16 protein-coding genes and 1 pseudogene are annotated in these 17,028 nt (G+C 67.1%); 10 read left to right on the top strand and 7 right to left on the bottom strand.

Features of this window, described 5'->3' with window-relative positions; genetic code table 11:
- The first annotated feature begins 567 nt into the window (after positions 1-567).
- From WEA29_01345 to WEA29_01335, 3 genes and pseudogenes are all read left to right on the top strand, one after another.
- Positions 568-906, top strand: a pseudogene (locus WEA29_01345) (RimK/LysX family protein).
- An 85-nt stretch (positions 907-991) separates the two neighbouring features.
- Complete coding sequence (rimK, locus tag WEA29_01340) at positions 992-1,906, top strand: 30S ribosomal protein S6--L-glutamate ligase (protein ID MEX2322399.1); 915 nt, start codon at positions 992-994, stop codon at positions 1,904-1,906.
- Positions 1,907-2,024: 118 nt separating this feature from the next.
- Positions 2,025-3,677 (top strand): MFS transporter, encoded by a 1,653-nt coding sequence (locus tag WEA29_01335; protein MEX2322398.1) that lies wholly within the window; start codon positions 2,025-2,027, stop codon positions 3,675-3,677.
- A gap of 8 nt (positions 3,678-3,685) precedes the next feature.
- Here WEA29_01335 and WEA29_01330 read toward each other — a convergent pair whose 3' ends face one another.
- The 4 genes from WEA29_01330 to WEA29_01315 form a co-directional block, all read right to left on the bottom strand.
- The gene (locus WEA29_01330; protein ID MEX2322397.1) at positions 3,686-5,632 is read right to left on the bottom strand and encodes a GMC family oxidoreductase N-terminal domain-containing protein; all 1,947 of its coding nucleotides are present in this window, start codon (positions 5,630-5,632) and stop codon (positions 3,686-3,688) included.
- 97 nt (positions 5,633-5,729) lie between these two features.
- On the bottom strand, positions 5,730-7,109 hold the full coding sequence (locus WEA29_01325) for a CCA tRNA nucleotidyltransferase (GenBank protein ID MEX2322396.1): 1,380 nt from the start codon (positions 7,107-7,109) through the stop codon (positions 5,730-5,732).
- 144 nt (positions 7,110-7,253) lie between these two features.
- A complete protein-coding gene (locus WEA29_01320) occupies positions 7,254-8,348 on the bottom strand; it encodes a PilT/PilU family type 4a pilus ATPase (protein ID MEX2322395.1) in 1,095 nt (364 codons plus the stop codon).
- 21 nt (positions 8,349-8,369) lie between these two features.
- The gene (locus WEA29_01315) at positions 8,370-9,377 is read right to left on the bottom strand and encodes a histone deacetylase (GenBank protein MEX2322394.1); all 1,008 of its coding nucleotides are present in this window, start codon (positions 9,375-9,377) and stop codon (positions 8,370-8,372) included.
- A 204-nt stretch (positions 9,378-9,581) separates the two neighbouring features.
- Here WEA29_01315 and WEA29_01310 point away from each other — a divergent pair, with 204 nt between their 5' ends.
- From WEA29_01310 to WEA29_01280, 7 genes are all read left to right on the top strand, one after another.
- Positions 9,582-10,301: a GNAT family N-acetyltransferase gene (locus WEA29_01310; protein ID MEX2322393.1), complete on the top strand. Its 720-nt coding sequence runs from the start codon at positions 9,582-9,584 to the stop codon at positions 10,299-10,301.
- 57 nt (positions 10,302-10,358) lie between these two features.
- Positions 10,359-10,940 carry a sigma-70 family RNA polymerase sigma factor gene (locus WEA29_01305; GenBank protein ID MEX2322392.1) on the top strand — a complete coding sequence of 194 codons (582 nt, stop codon included), beginning with the start codon at positions 10,359-10,361 and terminating at the stop codon, positions 10,938-10,940.
- On the top strand, positions 10,933-11,835 hold the full coding sequence (locus WEA29_01300; GenBank protein ID MEX2322391.1) for a hypothetical protein: 903 nt from the start codon (positions 10,933-10,935) through the stop codon (positions 11,833-11,835). The genes WEA29_01305 and WEA29_01300 overlap by 8 nt, the downstream gene beginning before the upstream one ends.
- A gap of 35 nt (positions 11,836-11,870) precedes the next feature.
- Positions 11,871-12,191: a hypothetical protein gene (locus WEA29_01295; protein MEX2322390.1), complete on the top strand. Its 321-nt coding sequence runs from the start codon at positions 11,871-11,873 to the stop codon at positions 12,189-12,191.
- On the top strand, positions 12,188-13,102 hold the full coding sequence (gene trxB, locus WEA29_01290; protein ID MEX2322389.1) for a thioredoxin-disulfide reductase: 915 nt from the start codon (positions 12,188-12,190) through the stop codon (positions 13,100-13,102). The genes WEA29_01295 and trxB overlap by 4 nt, the downstream gene beginning before the upstream one ends.
- A gap of 37 nt (positions 13,103-13,139) precedes the next feature.
- Positions 13,140-13,463 (top strand): thioredoxin, encoded by a 324-nt coding sequence (gene trxA, locus WEA29_01285; GenBank protein MEX2322388.1) that lies wholly within the window; start codon positions 13,140-13,142, stop codon positions 13,461-13,463.
- Between the two features lie 62 nt (positions 13,464-13,525).
- A complete protein-coding gene (locus WEA29_01280) occupies positions 13,526-14,509 on the top strand; it encodes a peptidoglycan-binding protein (GenBank protein MEX2322387.1) in 984 nt (327 codons plus the stop codon).
- A gap of 98 nt (positions 14,510-14,607) precedes the next feature.
- Here WEA29_01280 and WEA29_01275 read toward each other — a convergent pair whose 3' ends face one another.
- The 3 genes from WEA29_01275 to WEA29_01265 are packed head-to-tail and all read right to left on the bottom strand — an operon-like array spanning position 14,608 to position 16,922.
- Positions 14,608-15,498, bottom strand: a complete 891-nt coding sequence (locus tag WEA29_01275; protein ID MEX2322386.1) for a ParB/RepB/Spo0J family partition protein — start codon at positions 15,496-15,498, stop codon at positions 14,608-14,610.
- Positions 15,482-16,273, bottom strand: coding sequence for an AAA family ATPase (locus tag WEA29_01270; protein MEX2322385.1), 792 nt, complete (start codon positions 16,271-16,273; stop codon positions 15,482-15,484). The genes WEA29_01275 and WEA29_01270 overlap by 17 nt, the downstream gene beginning before the upstream one ends.
- A complete protein-coding gene (locus WEA29_01265) occupies positions 16,266-16,922 on the bottom strand; it encodes an RsmG family class I SAM-dependent methyltransferase (protein MEX2322384.1) in 657 nt (218 codons plus the stop codon). The genes WEA29_01270 and WEA29_01265 overlap by 8 nt, the downstream gene beginning before the upstream one ends.
- Between the last annotated feature and the right edge of the window lie 106 nt (positions 16,923-17,028).

Genomic DNA, 17,028 nt, shown 5'->3' with positions numbered 1-17,028 from the left:
CGGCCGAAGGCCGATGACGGAGGGGGAGGCCAGACGCGTCGCGAAGCCCTCGTAGCGATCGCCCTCCCCCCTCCCCTGACGGCTTCGCCGCCAGGTACTCCCCCCTTCGGGGGGAGGGACCACAAAAGGACCTCATCACGCGGTCCCCTCCCCTGTAGGGGGAGGTGGCACCGGCCGAAGGCCGATGACGGAGGGGGAGGCCAGACGCATCGCGAAGCCTTCGGTACTCGGGTCGCGGTGGGGCCAACTCTCGAGGGAACGCGACCACCATTCGGCTGATGCTCTGGTTCAGACGGCGCCGCCGCCGCCCTTGTCGGAACGCTTCTTGCGCGTCACGAGAGCGACGAACGCCGCGGCGAGCGCAGCGAGCCCGAACCACTTCTTCTTACCGGCCATGGATGGAGCCTACTCGGCAGCCTCCAGGCTCCATCTAGCCATGGCTCATAGCTCATAGCTCACGGCCAGACATCCACCGACGACCGACGTGTCGGGCGTCGAGCTGGCCACTGGCCACTGACCCACTCGCCCCTCGCTACTCGCTACTCGCCACTCATTACTCTCTCCCCGATGGAGCGACCGACGGTCGGATGGCGCGAGTGGGTGGGACTCCCCGACCTGGGGATCCCCCTCATCGAGGCGAAGATCGACACCGGAGCACGCTCGTCGTCGATCGATGTCCGCGAGGTCCTCATCATCGAGAACGACGGCCCCGACCGGGTCCAGTTTCAGATACGTTTCGACCGGCGTAGAACCGTATCGGCGGAGGCTCCGATCGTGGACATCCGGACCGTTCGCAACCCGGGTCGAGGCGGTCGCGAGGAGGAACGCATCGTCATCAAGACCCACCTGGCGATCGCCGGACGGCGCTGGCCCATCGAGGTGAACCTGGCTCGCCGAACGCGGATGACCTACCGCATGCTGTTGGGTCGTGAAGCCCTGGCTGACCGGGCGGTGGTCGACCCGGGGGCGCCTACCTGCTGGGACGGCCCTGATGCGCGTCGGGGTGCTGAGTCGCCGCAGCACGATCTACTCGACGGCGCGCCTCGTGGAGGCCGCCACCCAACGCGGGCACGAGGCGGCCGTCGTCGACTACCTGCGCTGCTACATGAACATCACCTCGAAACGGCCCCGGGTGCTCTTCGCCGGCGAAGAACTCCACTTCGATGCCATCGTGCCCCGCATCGGCGCCACCTACACCTTCTACGGCACCGCGGTAGTACGGCAGTTCGAGATGATGCGCGTCCCCACCGCCAACGAGTCCCAGGCCATCGCCCGCGCCCGGGACAAGCTGCGATCCCTCCAATTGCTCTCCAGGGCGGGACTCGGCCTGCCGGTGACCAGTTTCGCACACAGCATCCGCGACATCGGAGGTCTCCTCGAGATCGTGGGCAAGCCCCCCTACATCATCAAGTTGCTCGAAGGAACCCAGGGTGTAGGGGTGGTGCTTGCCGAGACGCGCAAGGCGGCAGAGTCCGTGATCGCTGCCTTCAGGCTGCTCGACGCCAACATCCTGGTCCAGCGGTTCGTCAAGGAGGCAAGGGGCAATGACGTCCGGGTCTTCGTGGTCGGCGGCAGGGTGGTCGCCGCCATGGAGCGCGTCGCCGCCGAGGGCGAGTTCCGGGCAAACCTGCACCGGGGCGGCACCGCCCACCCCGTCGACCTCACCGCAGAGGAAGTGGACTCGTCCATCGCCGCCAGCCACACTCTTGGGCTGGACGTCGCCGGAGTCGACCTGTTGAGGTCCGACGAAGGCCCGCTCATCATCGAGGTCAACGCCTCCCCCGGCCTCGAAGGCATCGAACGCGCCAGCGGCGTGGACGTGGCCGGGGCGATCATCGAGTTCCTGGAGCAGCGCAAAGAAGCCCTGGGTGAGATCCACTCTCGGACTGGCGATCCGAGCTCATAGCTCATAGCTCTTAGCCAGACTTGGTACTTGGTACTTGGTACTTGGTACGCCCCTCGTCCCTCGCCCTCGCTCCTCCCCTTGCTAGCTTCGCTCCGTCACGCGACATAGAGGGGTGCCGGTGGGGGTGTTTCGGGAGCGGCTCGCCGAGTCGGGTCGATCGCTGCGTGAGGTCTTTCGCAACCCGGGACTCCGCAAGCTCAATCTCGCGCTCGGGGGTTCGGTCATCGGGGACTGGGCGTACGCCGTCGCCCTCTCCATCTACATCTACCAGCGTGGCGGAGCCACCGCGGTGGGAGTGTTCGGCGTCATCCGACTCATCCTGGTGGCGCTGGTCCTGCCCTACGCCTCCTCATTCGCCGACCGGTTCGATCGCCGCCGCGTCCTCATCGTTTCCGATGCCGTCCGGATGGTCCTGGTGGCGATCGCCGCCGTCGTCATCCGCCTCGACGGTCCCCCGATGGTGGTTTACGCCCTCGTGATCATGACCTCGTTGGCCTCCACGCCGTTTCGCCCGGCGCAGGCCGCGCTCCTCCCCCGTCTCGCTACCCACCCGGGAGAGTTGTCGGCCGCCAACGTCGCCTCGAGCACGATCGAGAGCCTTGGCTTCTTCCTGGGCCCGGCGATCGCCGGCCTGCTCCTCGCGGTAACCGACCTCTCGACGGTGTACCTGTTCAACGTGCTCACCTTCGCCTGGTCCCTCGCCATGGTGATCCGGCTGAGGGTTCCCGACCGGGTGATCGACGGCACCGACGGCGACGAGGATCAAGAACCAAAGGACGAGAGCGTGCTCGCCGGGTGTCGGTTGATCCTCTCGAGCCGCGACCTGCGCATCCTGGTCGGGGTCTATGCCGCGCAGACGATCGTCGCCGGGGCCTCCCTCGTGTTCGGTGTGGCCATCGCCCTCGACATGCTCGAGATCGGTGAATCGGGCGTTGGTCTCCTCGACTCGGTCCTCGGGGTGGGAGGCCTGCTCGGCGGGTTCGTCGCCCTGCTCCTCGCCACCAGGGGACGCCTCGCCGGAGACTTCGGACTGGGCGTGATCCTGTGGTCGGCCCCGCTCCTCCTCATCGCCATCTGGCCGAACCTGACCGCCGCCATCGCTGCCATGGTCATGATCGGCCTGGCCAACTCGATCGTCGACGTCAACGCCTACACCATCTTGCAGCGCCTGGTGCCCGACGAGGTGATGGGCCGGGTGTTCGGCGCGATGGAGAGCGCCCTCATCGCCAGCATGGCCCTCGGTTCGCTGGCGATGCCGCTGCTCATGGAAACGGTGGGACTACGGGCCGGACTGGCGATCATCGGTGGCTTCGTGACCGGCGTCACCATCCTCGCCCTCGCCGGTCTCCGACGGATCGACTCGGTGGCGCTGGCCCCGGAGGGACTCCGCCTGCTCTCCGGTGTGTCCTTCTTCACACCGCTCAGGCACCGTGTCATGGAGACCCTCGCCCGGGAGTCGGAGACCCTCACCCTCGCCGACGGCACCATCGTGTTTCGCAAAGGAGATCAGGGCGACCGGTTCTACGTCATCGAGTCCGGCTCCGCCTCGGTGTCGATCGATGGACGCCCGGTGCACGAACTGGGTCCGGGGGACTTCTTCGGCGAGATCGCCCTCCTGACCGACATCCCGCGAACGGCGACGGTCACCGCTACCGCTCCCCTCACCGTTCGCACGATCGAACGCGATGCCTTCCTGACGGCCGTGACCGGCCACGGCGCGGCGCTGCAGACGGCGAACGCCGTGGCCACCAGGTACGTCAAGCACGTCTGAGCAGCCACTCAGGCGAGGCGCTCTGCCAGCATGGTGGCTGCCCGATGGGCCACCGCCTGGATGGTCAGCGCGGGATTGACACCGGAGGCCGTCGGGAAGGCCGAGCCATCCATCACGAACAGTCCCGGCACGGCGTGGGCCTCGTTCCAGAGACCGACGACCGACTCGTCCGGGTTTGAACCCATTCGGGCCGACGACATCTGGTGGAACGACACATACACCGTGCGGTTGGCACCGAGTCCGGCGGCGGCCACCTGGGAGGCGAAGCCCGACTCGGTCCCCCCGCTCGTCGGAGTCCAGCGCACCGGCTGCAGCGTCGACGACAGCACCTCCTCGGCGCCGGCAGCCGCGTGGACCGCTGCGGCCTTCTCGACAGCCACCCCGAGATGCCGCAAATCAGTCCGGTCGAACCGATATCGCCAGCGCGCCGTTCCATCCCGGCCGATCGTCATCCGGCCTGTGCCACGATCCCGCAACAGGATCCCGATGGGGTACCAGTACCGGAGCCGGGCGAGATCGTGCATGAGCGAGGCACCAGACTCGAAGCCGAACAGCAATGGTGGGAACGACTGATGGACCGCGGTGGTCTCGAACTTGAACCCGTACCCCTCGCCGTCGAGGTCGGCGAACTCGTCCGAGTATCTCGCCTGGAGGATCCCCGTCCATTGGTCCACCGGTTCCGGGTACCGCCCCCACACCGCGGTCACCGGGTGCAGGGTCAGGTGGCGGCCGACCGCAGCACCGGTGATGCCACTGCGCACCATGAGCGCCGGCGTATGTAGGGCTCCGGCGGCGAGGATGACGGCTCGCGCCCGGATGATCATCGATCCGGCCGCCGACCGCACCACGACACCGACCGCCCGGCCGCCCTCGACGAGGATCCGCGTGGCCTCCGCGCCCGGCACCATGGTCGCCCCCGAGGCCACCGCATCCCGGAGCCAGGTCTCCAGACCGGACTGCTTCGCGCCGAGGCGACATCCCATGCTGCAGTTGCCGCACTCCGATGGTTCACACCCCCGCACGTTTCGGGGAAGGCGGTCCACATGCCAGCCGCGGGCACGCAGCCCGCTCTCGAGGAGCGTGTCGCGACGCGACGGCAAGCTCTCGTCCCAGGTGACCCCGACCCGGCGTTGTACGGCCTCGAGTGCACGGTCGAAGGCGTCGCCGGTGAACACCCCATGGAACCCGGCCTCGTCATCCCACTGCTTTCTTAGCCGATCGGGGGTCGGGAAGGCGGTCGAGTAGTTGACCACCGTCCCCCCACCCACGGTGGCGCCGGCGAGCAGTGTGATCCCCCCATCGGTCGTCGTCCCGAGGGCGGCGTCCAGATACATGGCCCGCAGAGCATCGCCCTCCCGGCGAGGAAAATCCGCCCGGTCCAGATAGTCACCCTTCTCTATCAGGACGACCCCGAGGCCAGCCCCGGCAAGCACCGCGGCGGCGGTGCCACCCCCGGCCCCGGAACCGACCACCACGACGTCCGTGGTCCACACAGCCTCCGCCTCAACCCCGGTGACCGATAGCCGGTCATGGGTGGGAACTGGCACCGGCTGCCCCGGGTGATACCCGATCGCCTGCCAAGGAGCCCAGTCGCCGTCGTGGCCCGGCGGCGGGTTCATGTAGAGCGACCCGAGCGTTCCTTTCAGAGCCTTGATGGCCAGCCGGACTTGACCGATTGGCGACCGCGCCATCCGACGAACCGCGGCCTCCCTCCCTGCCGGGTCGAGGTCGGCGAAGGGACGAAGGCGGCCGTGGAACAGCACCCCGAGCCGCGTGTCGAGGAGGCGCAGGAATCGGATGAGATCCCGTCGGGCGGTCGGATCGGGGAGCCAGTCGAGGATCTCGCCGTCATACCGTTCGACCACGCGTAGACCGACCGAGCCGGGCATGACCGAGGAGCCGGGAAACAGCGTCTCAGCAAGGGCGGCCAGGCTGCGAGTGGCACGGGGATGCATGGGGGCATGGTCGACCGTCAAGAGTCAACCGTCAACCGTCTTTCGGTCTGGCCGGTAGCTGGTAGCTGGCCAGTGGTCACTGGCCCCTCGCTACTCGCTACTCGCCACTTTCCCACCCGTCGAGAAGCCGATACGCCTCCTCCTCCGAAAAGGGGCCGTGATCGAGTCGATGCTCGAGGAGCATGTCGAGAGCCTTGCCGACCAGGGGACCCGGGGGGAGGTCCAGGTACGCCATCACCTGGTTCCCGTCGAGCGGAGGACGGATCGACTCGAGCTCCTCACGCTCGCGCAGGTCGGCGATGCGGGTCTCCAGCTCGTCGATACCCCGCTGGATTTGGCGGACCTTCTTCTCGTTGGCCGTGGTCACGTCGCAGCGAACCAGGGTGTTGAGACTGTCGAGAAGGTCTCCGGCATCGCGCACGTATCGGCGAACCGCCCGGTCGGACCATCCCATCTTGAAGGTGTGCGGCCGCATGTGCAGATACACCAGCGAGGATACGTCGGAGATGTCCTCGTTCGAATAGCGCATCGCACGCATCCGCGCCTTCGTCATCCGGGCGCCGACCACCTCGTGGTGATGGAAAGACACCGTCCGGCCCTCGATGACCCGTGTGTCCGGCTTGCCGATGTCGTGGAACAGGGCGGCGAGCCGGACGATCCGATCATCGGCGGGGCACTTGGCCACCACGGCGATGGTGTGCGCCAGGACGTCCTTGTGTCGGTGAAGCGGATCGTGCTCCTCACCGAGAGCGGCCACCTCGGGGACGATGTGGCCGGCGAGTCCCGATTCGACGAGCCCCCACAGTGCCGCCTCGGCGTTCGGACCGCAGATGAGGCGATCGAATTCCTCGCGGACCCGCTCGGCGCTCACGATCTCGATCCGATCCACCATCGCCGTGGCCGCGGCGAGGGTCGCTCCCTCGGGAGCGAAGCCGATGGTGGAGACGAATCGGAACAGGCGCAGCATCCGCAGCGGATCGTCCCCGAACGAGATCTCAGGGTCGAGCGGGGTCCGTAGTACCCCGGCGCCCAGATCCAAGAGCCCCCCGTGCGGGTCCACCATGTCCGGTTCCGGTAGCAGCCGGAGGGCGAGCGCATTGACGGTGAAGTCACGCCGGGAAAGGTCGGACTCGAGGTCGTCGGAGAACTCGACCAAGGGCTTGCGACTGTCGTCGCGGTAGCGCTCCGACCGGAACGTGGTGACCTCGACGCTGGCGCCATCGACGCGACACCCGATGGTCCCGAACTCCTGACCGATGGTCACCACCGAGCCCGCCCATCCCGTGAGCGCTTCGTGGACCTCGTCCGGTGGCGCCGGTGTGGCGAAGTCGAACTCGACGACAGGCAGACCGAGCAGCGCGTCGCGAATACTGCCCCCGACGAGAAACACCTCGATGCCACGATCGGCGAAGCGTCGGGCAACCTGCATCGGCACCCCGGACGCGTCGACGAGCGAAGCCAGCCGTGGGGGAAACATGGGACGGATGGTACAAAGATGAGCAATTCGCAATTAGCAATTAGCAATTCGCAGGACGCACTGGATCACTCGCGGGGGCCTAGCGCCGTCTGGCGAATAGCGAACCGCGAATTGCGAATCGCGGACTTAGCGGCCGAAGGCTCGCTAAGTCGGAATGATCCCCAGCTGCTGGGCGCGGATCTTGAGGTCGGCGGGGTTGCTGGCGTATCGCATCCCCTTGTCCAGCGACACCGCACCCGATGAGATCATGCGCAGGATCGACTGATCGAAGGTTTCCATCCCGTAGTAACCGCCTTCGGCGATCACGTCGGGGATCTCATGGGTCAGCGCCGGATCGGCGATCCGCTCCTTGACACGATCGGTGTTGATCAGCACCTCGACCGCGGGAAGCCGCTTACCGCTCACCGTGGGGATGAGACGCTGGCTGATGATCGCGCGCAGCGCCCCGGCGAGCATGAGGCGGACCTGACGCTGATGGTCCCCGGGGAACACGTCGAGGATCCGGTTGATCGTCTCGGCGGCGTCGATCGTGTGCAGCGTGGACAGCACGAGGTGGCCGGTCTCGGCTGCCTTCAGGGCGGCGCTGATGGTCTCCATGTCGCGCATTTCGCCGATCAGGATGACGTCGGGATCCTGTCGCAGCACCCGGCGCATCGCCTCGGCGAACCCGGAGGTGTCCATCCCCACCTCACGTTGGTGGATCATCGCCTTCTTGTCGGTGTGGAGGAACTCGACCGGATCCTCCACCGTGATGATGTTGACGGCGCGCCTCGTGTTGATCGCATCGATCATGGCCGCCAGCGTCGTGGACTTCCCGGTGCCGGTGGGCCCGGTGACCAGGATGAGGCCGTTGCGCTCCTCGATGACATTGCCGATCACCGACGGAAGACCCAGGCTCTCGAAATCCATGGTGGCGCGCCGGAGGATGCGGACGGCGATGCTCACCCTCCCCTGTTGACGGAAGGCGTTGACGCGAATGCGCTCACCCTCATCGGTTCCGAAGGCAAAGTCGGCCTCGTTGTGCTCCTTGAACTCCAGGTGGAGCCGGTCGGGCAGGATGCTCCACAGCAGGGCCTCGGTCCGCTCGTCGGTGAAGGCCGCATCGCCGATCGGGGAGAGTTCGCCTTCTATCCGCACCATCGGGGGTCGGCCAGCTTTGATGTGGAGGTCGGAGGCACCGGCCGCGGTGGCGGCGGCGATCAGCTCGTTCATGGAGGATGGTGGGGCAAAAGACATCATGCTCACCCATCGGCACGATCCTCAGGGCCCTTGAACGGTCTCCCACCTCACTGATGCGGCAGCGGCGGCACGGTCAATGGCGGCCTCGGGGATGAGTGCCCCACCGGTCTCCGGAGTGAAGGCGGTGTCGCCGAGCCCGAGCAGCGTCGCCTCCACCGAATCCTCGAGGGCGGTCAGGTCGTAGCCGCCCTCCAGGAAGACAAGCGTCGGCAGGTCGCGTTGAGCTAACCGCGACGCCATCCACCCGTAGTCGGCGGCCTCCAGGAGCATGCCGGCCAGCGGATCGTTGCGATGGGCGTCGTACCCGGCACTGACGATCAGCCAGTCCGGGGAGAACTCGTCGAGGACCGGATCCACGATGCGACTCCAGGCGGTGGCATACCCGGCCCCGTCGGTGCCAGCGGGCAGCGGGATGTTGACCGTGACTCCCGCAGCCGCCCCCACACCGACCTCGGACACCGATCCGGTCCCGGGATAGAACGGTGATTGGTGCAACGACAGGTAGAGCACGCCGTCATCCGCGTAGAACGTGTCCTGGGTTCCATTGCCGTGGTGAACATCCCAGTCCACAATCGCCACCCTCCGACCGTCGCGCCGCAGGCGGGCCGCGGCCACCGCCGCGTTGTTGAAGAAGCAGAATCCCATCGCCCGAGCGGCCAGAGCGTGGTGTCCGGGAGGTCGCACCGCCAGAAAGGCATCCCTCGCCTCCTGGGCACCGATGGCGGCGATGGCGGCGACGCCGGACCCGGCTGCTCGCAGCGCCGCCTCCCACGATCCCGTCGAGGCCACCGTGTCCGGGTCGGCCTGCCCCCCACCGTCGGCACAGAACCGCTCGATCGCGTCCACGTAAGGGGCTTCGTGGACCAGGTGCAGGTCGGACCCATCGGCGAGCGGCGCCTGTCTCTCCACCACACCGGGAACACGCCGCGCCCCACGCAGCACCGCATCGAGCCGCGCCGACCGCTCGGGATGACCATGCCCGGTGTCGTGATCCATCATCGACTGGTGGTGGTACAGGAGAACGGCCATGAGAGGAGATGGTACGGATCGCTCAACGCTCAACGCTTCGTCCGACGACGCTGAACGCTGAAAGATGACGCTCAACGCTTAACGCTTAACGCTTAACGCCAGAGAGTTCAGGTCTGTGCGTTGAGCGTTGAGCGTTGAGCGGGTAGTTGGTATCCGGTGGTTACCGATTCGGACCACCTCTCGCGCGTCTCTACCATCCGCGGCGTGATAGTCGGCATGCGCGTCGAGGGCTCCTGGCCCGGACCGATCACACTCCGTAAGGGCTGGTCGAAGGCCGACTCGCGCCCCTGGAACGGCGTCGTTCCGATGGCCCATCTCCGACCGGTGCGCGGTGGTGGAGCCGGGTTCATCGTCGACTGCGTCGAGGCGATCGACGAGATCGCCCACAGCCGGGTCCTGTCACCACCCCTGCCCCGCGCCGCCCAGCAGATATGGCATGACGCTTCATTCGAGCACCACCAGGACCTGGCACTCATGCGCAAGTCTCTCGATCGGATCGGAGCACCCGACCACCTGGTCATCGTCGGAGACGAGGACGACTACGAGGAGGCTCTTCGCGTCGATGCCGCCGCCTTCAACGACTTTTGGCAGTTCGACCGCCAGGCCTTCATGGAAGCGATCTCGGCGACGCCCCGGTCGATTTTCCATGTGGTGCGCAACGAGTCGGGCGGGCTGTGCGGCTACTCGGTGAGCGGTGTCGGCAGCTCCATGGCATACCTGCAGAGGGTCGCCGTCGACCCGGTCGCCCAGGGCAACGGGATCGGTCGATCACTGGTGCGAACGGCCGCACTGTGGGCCCGTCGCCAGGGAGCCCGGGTGCTCATGCTCAACACGCCTGCTGGCAACGCACCGGCCACGTGCCTGTACGAGTCGGAGGGGTTCGTCACCCTCCCCGAGCCTCTCGCGGTGCTGGTCAGCACCTGATCGGGCGCCGCGGGCGACCGGGAAGGTAGAACCAGACAAACGGGTAGCGTTCCCGCCGTGACCGACCGGGCCTCCGCAGACGCCGAACTCTTGCAGCGGTATCTGGCGGGCGATGCCGAGGCGTTCGACGAGTTGATGCGCCACCACGAGGACCGCGTCTTCGGCATCTGCCTGCGCATGCTGCGCGACCGCGAGGCCGCGCTCGACGCCACCCAGGACACCTTTATCACCGTCTTCCGCAAGGCGTCGAGCTTTGCCGGCAAATCGGCGTTCAGTACCTGGCTCTACCGGGTCGCCATCAACACGTGCTACGACCATGCACGACGGGCGAAACGGCACAAGGTAGAAACACTCCCGGAAGGTCGTGACCCGGTCGACCCGACGGGAGAAGACCGATTCACCGCCGTCGAGTTGCGCCCTGACCTGGAGGCGGCGCTGGCCGCCCTCCCCGAGGAGTTCCGCGCCGCCGTGGTACTCGCCGACGTGGAGGGCCTCGGACTGCAGACCGTCGCCGACACATTGAGCGTGCCCGTGGGCACCGTCAAGTCGCGCGTCTTCCGCGGCAGAAGGCTCCTGGCCGAAGCACTCGGGAACCTCGCGGACCCTTCCGACCCTCAAAGTGAAGAACATCATGCCTGACTTTGAAGAACTCATCGCTGCTCTCGCCGAGGGAAGCCTCGACGATGCTGCCGCCCGGGAGGCCGAGGCGGCCCTCGCGCGCCACCCTGATGCGGTCGCAGCCCTCGCCGATCATCGACGCGCCCTCGCCGCCATCCGCGACACCGAGGTCGTCCACATGTCACTCGAGGAGCGCCAGTCGGTGCGCGACGCCGTTGCCGGCGCCATCGGCCTCCGGGTCACCGAAACGGCCGGCGTGGCGCGCCCGTCCCGACGCTCCCTGTGGCCCGCGTTGGCCGGATCGGCTGCGGTCCTCGTAGCCCTGCTCGCCATCGTTCCGATTCTCGGTGACCTCCAGGGCGACGGGGACTCCGCATTCGAGATGACCGCCAGGACCGGCGCGTCGGTCGCCGACGACGCGCAGGACCTGACCGAATCCGACCCGGTCCTCTCCTTCGGTGGTGACCTGGAGGCGGATGCGGAGCCGCTGTTCGCCGACGGGCAGCAGTCGGCCCGCAGCACCGTCGTCGAGGCAGCCCCGGCGACCGAGGACACGACGGAAGCACCGATCACCACCATCACCGAGCCGACGGCCCAGCCCACAGCGACGACGACCACCGTGGCACAGAACACGGAGATGGGCGACCTCGCCCTCCTCGATGAACTCGACGACGAGATGCAGACGCCGTCCAACCGATTCGACTCGGCGATGCTCGCCGACGAGGAGACCGCCTGTATCGAGACCGCGGCCGAGGTCCTGCCGACGGGCACCGACGAGCGGGTGTTCGTGTTCGCCTACGAGCGAGACGACGCGCCGACGCTGCTGGTCTTCTTCGGCGTCGACGACGAGGGTGTCGTCGATCGACTCGCCGTTCTCGATCCAGACGGCTGCGAGCCTCTCGCCGTTCGCGGCTGAGAGGGCCGGCAGCGGGCGCCCGCTAACCTCGCCTCATGCTCGACGACTTCCCGACGCGGATCGCCGACCTCCTCGAAGCGTTCACCAGCCGCGTACGCGCGATGACGGTCGACCGTGCCGCCCAGGCCATCAAGTGGGTGACCCTCGGCCTGGTCGCTCTCACCGCGATCTCGCTGGCGTTCATATTCCTGTTCGTCGGCGCCCTTCGGATCACCGGCGAACTGGCGGCCAAGGTCTGTGACTGCGACCAATCGATGGAGATCGCCTACGGGTTCATCGGGGGACTAATCCTGCTGCTCGCGCTGTTCTTATGGTCGAGACGTACCCGCCGCCGCGACTCGGAGACCTCTTCGTGACAGAACAGCTCGTCATCATCGGATCAGGTCCGGCCGGATACACCGCAGCCATCTACGCGGCCCGGGCCGACCTGGCACCGGTCGTCATCGAAGGCACCGTGTCGGGCGGTCAACTGATGCTCACCACCGAAGTCGAGAACTATCCCGGCTTCCCCGGGGGCGTCATGGGTCCAGAGCTCATGCAGCTGTTCCGGGACCAGGCGGAACGTTTCGGCGCTCGCCTCATCCCCACCGACGCCACCAGGGTCGATCTCGCCAGCAAGCCCTTTCTCGTCGCCACCGAGGACGAGGAGTTTCGTACCGAGGCCGTGGTCGTGGCCACCGGAGCTTCGGCCAGGTGGCTGGAGGTACCCGGCGAGGAGGCACTTCGGGGTCACGGTGTGTCGTCGTGTGCCACCTGTGACGGGTTCTTCTTCCGGGATCGCGAGCTCATCGTCGTCGGCGGAGGGGACTCCGCTATGGAGGAGGCCCTGTTCCTCACCAAGTTCGCCTCCAAGGTGACCGTGGTCCACCGGCGGGACGAGTTCCGTGCTTCCAAGATCATGGCCGGCCGGGTGATGGAGCATCCAAAGATAGCCATCCGTTGGAACACGGTGGTCGAAGAGATCCTCGGCGACGGGACCGTCTCTGCCGCTCGCCTCCGGCACCTTCCCGACGATGCCGTCGAGGAATTGGCGGTGGACGGGGTGTTCGTCGCCATTGGTCACGACCCCAACACGAGTCTGTTCAAGGGCCAGCTGGAACTCGACGACCAGGGATACCTGCTCTCCTTCGGGTCGACGGCGACGTCGGTCCCGGGAGTCTTCGGCGCCGGAGACGTCGTCGACCACACGTACCGACAGGCCATCACCGCCGCTGGCATGGGCTGCCAGGCTGCGATGGATGCGGAACGCTGGCTCGACGCACGCTGACACAGAGAAGGAGGAAGGCCCCCCGGCCAACTAGATCATGAACGAACACACCATCACCGCCACCGACGACGCTTTCGGTGACCTCATCGCCGACGAGATCCCGGTACTCGTCGACTTCTGGGCCGAGTGGTGCGGTCCCTGCCGGGTCGTAGGTCCGATCGTCGACGAGATCGCCACCGACTACGCAGGCTCGCTCCGCGTCGCCAAGCTCAACGTCGATGAAAACCCCAAGACCGCCATGCAGTACGACGTCATGGGCATCCCGACGCTCATCGTGTTCAAGGACGGAGTCGAGAAGAAGCGCATCGTCGGCGCCCGGCCCAAGCAGGCCCTGGTCTCCGAACTCGCCGACTTCGTCTGACCCGCGCTCCGGGACCTGGCTCTGCCGGTCGCCGAGTCCGCTGGCGCCGGTAGCCTCGCGCCATGGCGCTGTACAAGTCCGGCGACACGGGTGACGCCGTTCGCGACATCCAGGAGCGACTGAGTCGTCTCGGCTACCCCGTCGACCCGGACCAGCCCGGCACGTTCGAGGCGGGCACGGTTCGAGCGACCACCGAGTTCCAGCAAGCCAACCACATCACGCCGGACGGAATGGTGGGTCGTGAGACCTGGCGGACCCTGGTCGACGCCGGCTTCGGGCTCGGCGATCGCGTCCTCTACTACCGGATGCCGATGCTCCATGGTCACGACGTCGCCGATCTGCAACGACGCCTCAACTCACTCGGCTTCGAGGCCGGCAACATCGATGGGATCTTCGGGCCGGCCACCCTGCGCGCCGTGCTCGAGTTCCAGCACAACCGGGAGATGGCCGAGGACGGGATCGTCGGTCCGGAGGTGGTCGGCGACCTGACCCTGATGGTTCGAGCCACCGACAAGGTAGGTCGCGAGATGGTCCGGGACCGGGTGTGGCTGGCGGAACTTCCCCGAACGGTTGCCGGGCAGCGGCTCTTCCTCGATCCGTTCTGTCGGAGCGACCACGAGGCCACCAGCGCCTGGAGTGCAGCTGCGGCGGCGGCCGCCGCGTTGCGCGAATCGGGTGCCCAGCCGCTGCTCTCCAGGTCCGCGGACACCCGGCCAGCCGAGCGCCTTCGGGCTCGTCACGCCAACGAACTCGCCGCCGACATGGTGATCGGGTTCTCGCTGTCCGACGATGCCGCCGAAGCGGGAGTCCACCACTTCGCCTCGGCGCTGACCATCTCGCGAGCGGGATCGGCGATCGGCCGGGCCGTGGCCACCGCGCTCGGCGTCAGTTCGGTCGGTCGGAGCACACCTCTGTTGCGAGAGACCCGGGCGCCAGCGGTGGTGGTGGTGCTGCCTCATCTCGACCCCGCGGTGGGACGCGCCGTGGCTCGGGCCATCGAGGTGTGGCTGGAGAGCGACCGAGACGCCGTGGTTGGCGCCGACTGACGCCTCAGGGGGTGCGCGAATAGGTCGCTGGCTTCATCAGGTTTCGGCTTGTGGCAAGCCGAAACCTGATCCCGAGGCGAGCCTATTCGCGCACCCCCTCAGGCCGGGGGTGATCCGATCATCGCTCGGTATATCCGCTCGAGATCGTCGACCGAGCCGAAGCGGACGGTCAACCGCCCTCCCCCGCCCCGGCCGTACGTGATGGCGACGGGAGTCCCGAGCACACCGGCGAGCCTCTCCTCGAGGGCGACGATCTGCGCGGGTCGTAGCTTCGGCTCGACAGATGCCGTGGACGGCATGGCAGACTCTGGCACCTCACGGGCGGCGCGCACGGCGTCTTCGACCCGGCGAACCGGCCAACCCTCCGACGCCGCCCGCTCCCCGATCCTGATGGCGGCGGCCTCGTCATCGAGTCCGAGAAGCGCTCGGGCTGCACCCGGGGCCAGATCACCCGATACGAGGAGTGACTGGATCGCGGCGGGCAGTTTGAGCAACCGAATCGTGTTGGTGACCGCCGACCGACTCTTTCCGACCCGCTCGGCGACGGCGTCGTGAGTCATGTCGAAATCTTCCAGTAAGGATACGTAGGCGGCAGCTTCCTCGAGGATGTCGAGGTCCTCACGCTGGATGTTCTCGATGAGGGCGTCGGCCAGGCTCGACTCATCGTCGCTCTCGCGAATGATGACCGGCACCTCGGAGAGGCCGGCGAGCCTTGAGGCCCTGAGGCGCCGCTCCCCCGCCACCAGACGATAGGTTCCGTCCGCTTCACCCGGGGACACCACCAACGGCTGCAGCATCCCTACCCGGGCGATCGAGGCGGCGAGGCTCTCGAGCGCGTCGTCGTCGAAACGGGTCCTGGGCTGGCGCGGGTTGGGGACGATCACCCCGATGGCCACGACGGCATACCCCTCGCGAGCCGCCTCCTCCGGAGCCACGGCGAGCAAGGCGTCAAGTCCCCGTCCCAGTCCCGACTTACGAGCGACGGCCATGTCTCCTCCTGAACTCTGCGGCCAGCGACCGGTAGGCCTCGGCCCCGGCGCTGGTCGGATCGAACGACTCGATCGGCTCCCCGAACCCCGGTGCCTCTGCGAGCCGAACCGCCCGCGGTATCACCGTCTCGTACGCGCGCGCACCGAAGTGCGCACGCACTTGCTCGGCCACCTCGGCCGCCAGCGTGGTTCGCCGGTCGTACATGGTGATGACTGCACCCTCTATCTTGAGTGTAGGGTTAAGGTTGTTCTGAATTGCGTCTATTGAACGAAGTAATTGGGTGAGTCCTTCGAGGGCGTAGTACTCCGCCTGGATCGGGATGATCACCTCGTCGGCCGCCGCGAGGGCGTTGACCGTGATCAGCCCCAAGCTCGGCGGGCAGTCGATGAACACGTAGTCGACCCGACGGCTCATCTTCCCGATGGCGTTGCCTAGCTGGCGTTCCCGCGACATGCGGGAAACCAGTTCGATCTCGATGGCTGCCAGGTCGATCGACGACGGGGCCAGGAACAGCCCCTCCGTCGACGTGGGCACGATGACATCGTCGAGGTCGGCGTCGCCGAGCATGACTTCGTACATGGACGTCTCGACCGCGCTCCGATCGATGCCGAGGCCACTCGTGGCGTTCGACTGTGGATCGCCGTCGATGAGAAGTACCTTGTCGCCGGCCGACGTGAGGGCGGCGGCAAGGTTGATGGCCGTCGTCGATTTGCCCACGCCACCCTTCTGGTTGGCAAAGGCGACGACCGTGTGGCGGCGGGAGGACTTACGCATTAAACCGCATCATAAGGAGCCACGCCGGGCCGTCAAGGATTTCCGCCGGGACCCCAACCAATTCGGGCTCCAGGCTCAACGCCGTGGCGACTCCCATGAGGTCCCGGGTTCGGTCCGGGGGCTCGGTCCGCCGGCTCAGGCCGAGGACCGCGGTGCCGGGCACGTCGAGGAGCCGGGCCGCCAAACCAACAGCCTCCGGTGCCTTGACGGACCCGCGAAAGGTGACTGCCGTCCACTCATCGGCGACGGCGAAGGCGTCGCCCTGGCTCACCACCACGTTCTCCAACCCCAGGACCCGAACCGCACGCTCGAGCAATCGGGTCCGGCGACCGCCCCGGTCGAGAAGGACGACATGAGTCTCCGGCCAGACGATCGCCAGCGGGATCCCTGGAAGTCCGACTCCGGTCCCCACATCCAGGAGGTCCGGCGGGGGTGCCGAGTCCCGCCACCCGACTGCGAACGATAGGGAGTCGGCCACGTGGCGCCTCCACACCCGGTCGCCTTCGCGGGGTCCGAGACCTCCGGCGGGGATCGCCTCCTCCACGAGCCAGGCGGCATACCGTTCGAGGAGCTCCATGGTCTCGGGTAGGGCGGTGATACCGAGCCAGTCGAGCGTCCGTTTGGCGATGGCAGGGGAGTCGGAGGTCATGAGGGTGAGATTAGCGGAAGCGCAATTCGCAATTCGCAATTCCCAATTCCCAAGAACCGTGTTTCATGTGAAACAAATCTGGAGGGTCACGGAGGGTGAGACTAGT

The sequence above is a fragment of the Acidimicrobiia bacterium genome (assembly GCA_040902765.1).
GTDB lineage: Bacteria > Actinomycetota > Acidimicrobiia > Spongiisociales > UBA11373 > DATKBG01.
Note: the sequence above shows the minus strand (reverse complement) of the source record. Positions and strands in the feature narration are given on the sequence as shown.

Excerpts from the sequence above, each read along its gene's own strand:
- rimK (MEX2322399.1), top strand. The coding sequence starts at position 992 with ATGCGCGTCGGGGTGCTGAGTCGCCGCAGCACGATCTACTCGACGGCG.
- WEA29_01320 (MEX2322395.1), bottom strand. The coding sequence starts at position 8,348 with ATGATGTCTTTTGCCCCACCATCCTCCATGAACGAGCTGATCGCCGCC.
- WEA29_01330 (MEX2322397.1), bottom strand. The coding sequence starts at position 5,632 with ATGCATCCCCGTGCCACTCGCAGCCTGGCCGCCCTTGCTGAGACGCTG.
- WEA29_01300 (MEX2322391.1), top strand. The coding sequence starts at position 10,933 with ATGCCTGACTTTGAAGAACTCATCGCTGCTCTCGCCGAGGGAAGCCTC.
- WEA29_01315 (MEX2322394.1), bottom strand. The coding sequence starts at position 9,377 with ATGGCCGTTCTCCTGTACCACCACCAGTCGATGATGGATCACGACACC.
- WEA29_01270 (MEX2322385.1), bottom strand. The coding sequence starts at position 16,273 with ATGCGTAAGTCCTCCCGCCGCCACACGGTCGTCGCCTTTGCCAACCAG.
- trxA (MEX2322388.1), top strand. The coding sequence starts at position 13,140 with ATGAACGAACACACCATCACCGCCACCGACGACGCTTTCGGTGACCTC.
- WEA29_01325 (MEX2322396.1), bottom strand. The coding sequence starts at position 7,109 with ATGTTTCCCCCACGGCTGGCTTCGCTCGTCGACGCGTCCGGGGTGCCG.
- WEA29_01275 (MEX2322386.1), bottom strand. The coding sequence starts at position 15,498 with ATGGCCGTCGCTCGTAAGTCGGGACTGGGACGGGGACTTGACGCCTTG.
- WEA29_01295 (MEX2322390.1), top strand. The coding sequence starts at position 11,871 with ATGCTCGACGACTTCCCGACGCGGATCGCCGACCTCCTCGAAGCGTTC.
- WEA29_01280 (MEX2322387.1), top strand. The coding sequence starts at position 13,526 with ATGGCGCTGTACAAGTCCGGCGACACGGGTGACGCCGTTCGCGACATC.
- WEA29_01265 (MEX2322384.1), bottom strand. The coding sequence starts at position 16,922 with ATGACCTCCGACTCCCCTGCCATCGCCAAACGGACGCTCGACTGGCTC.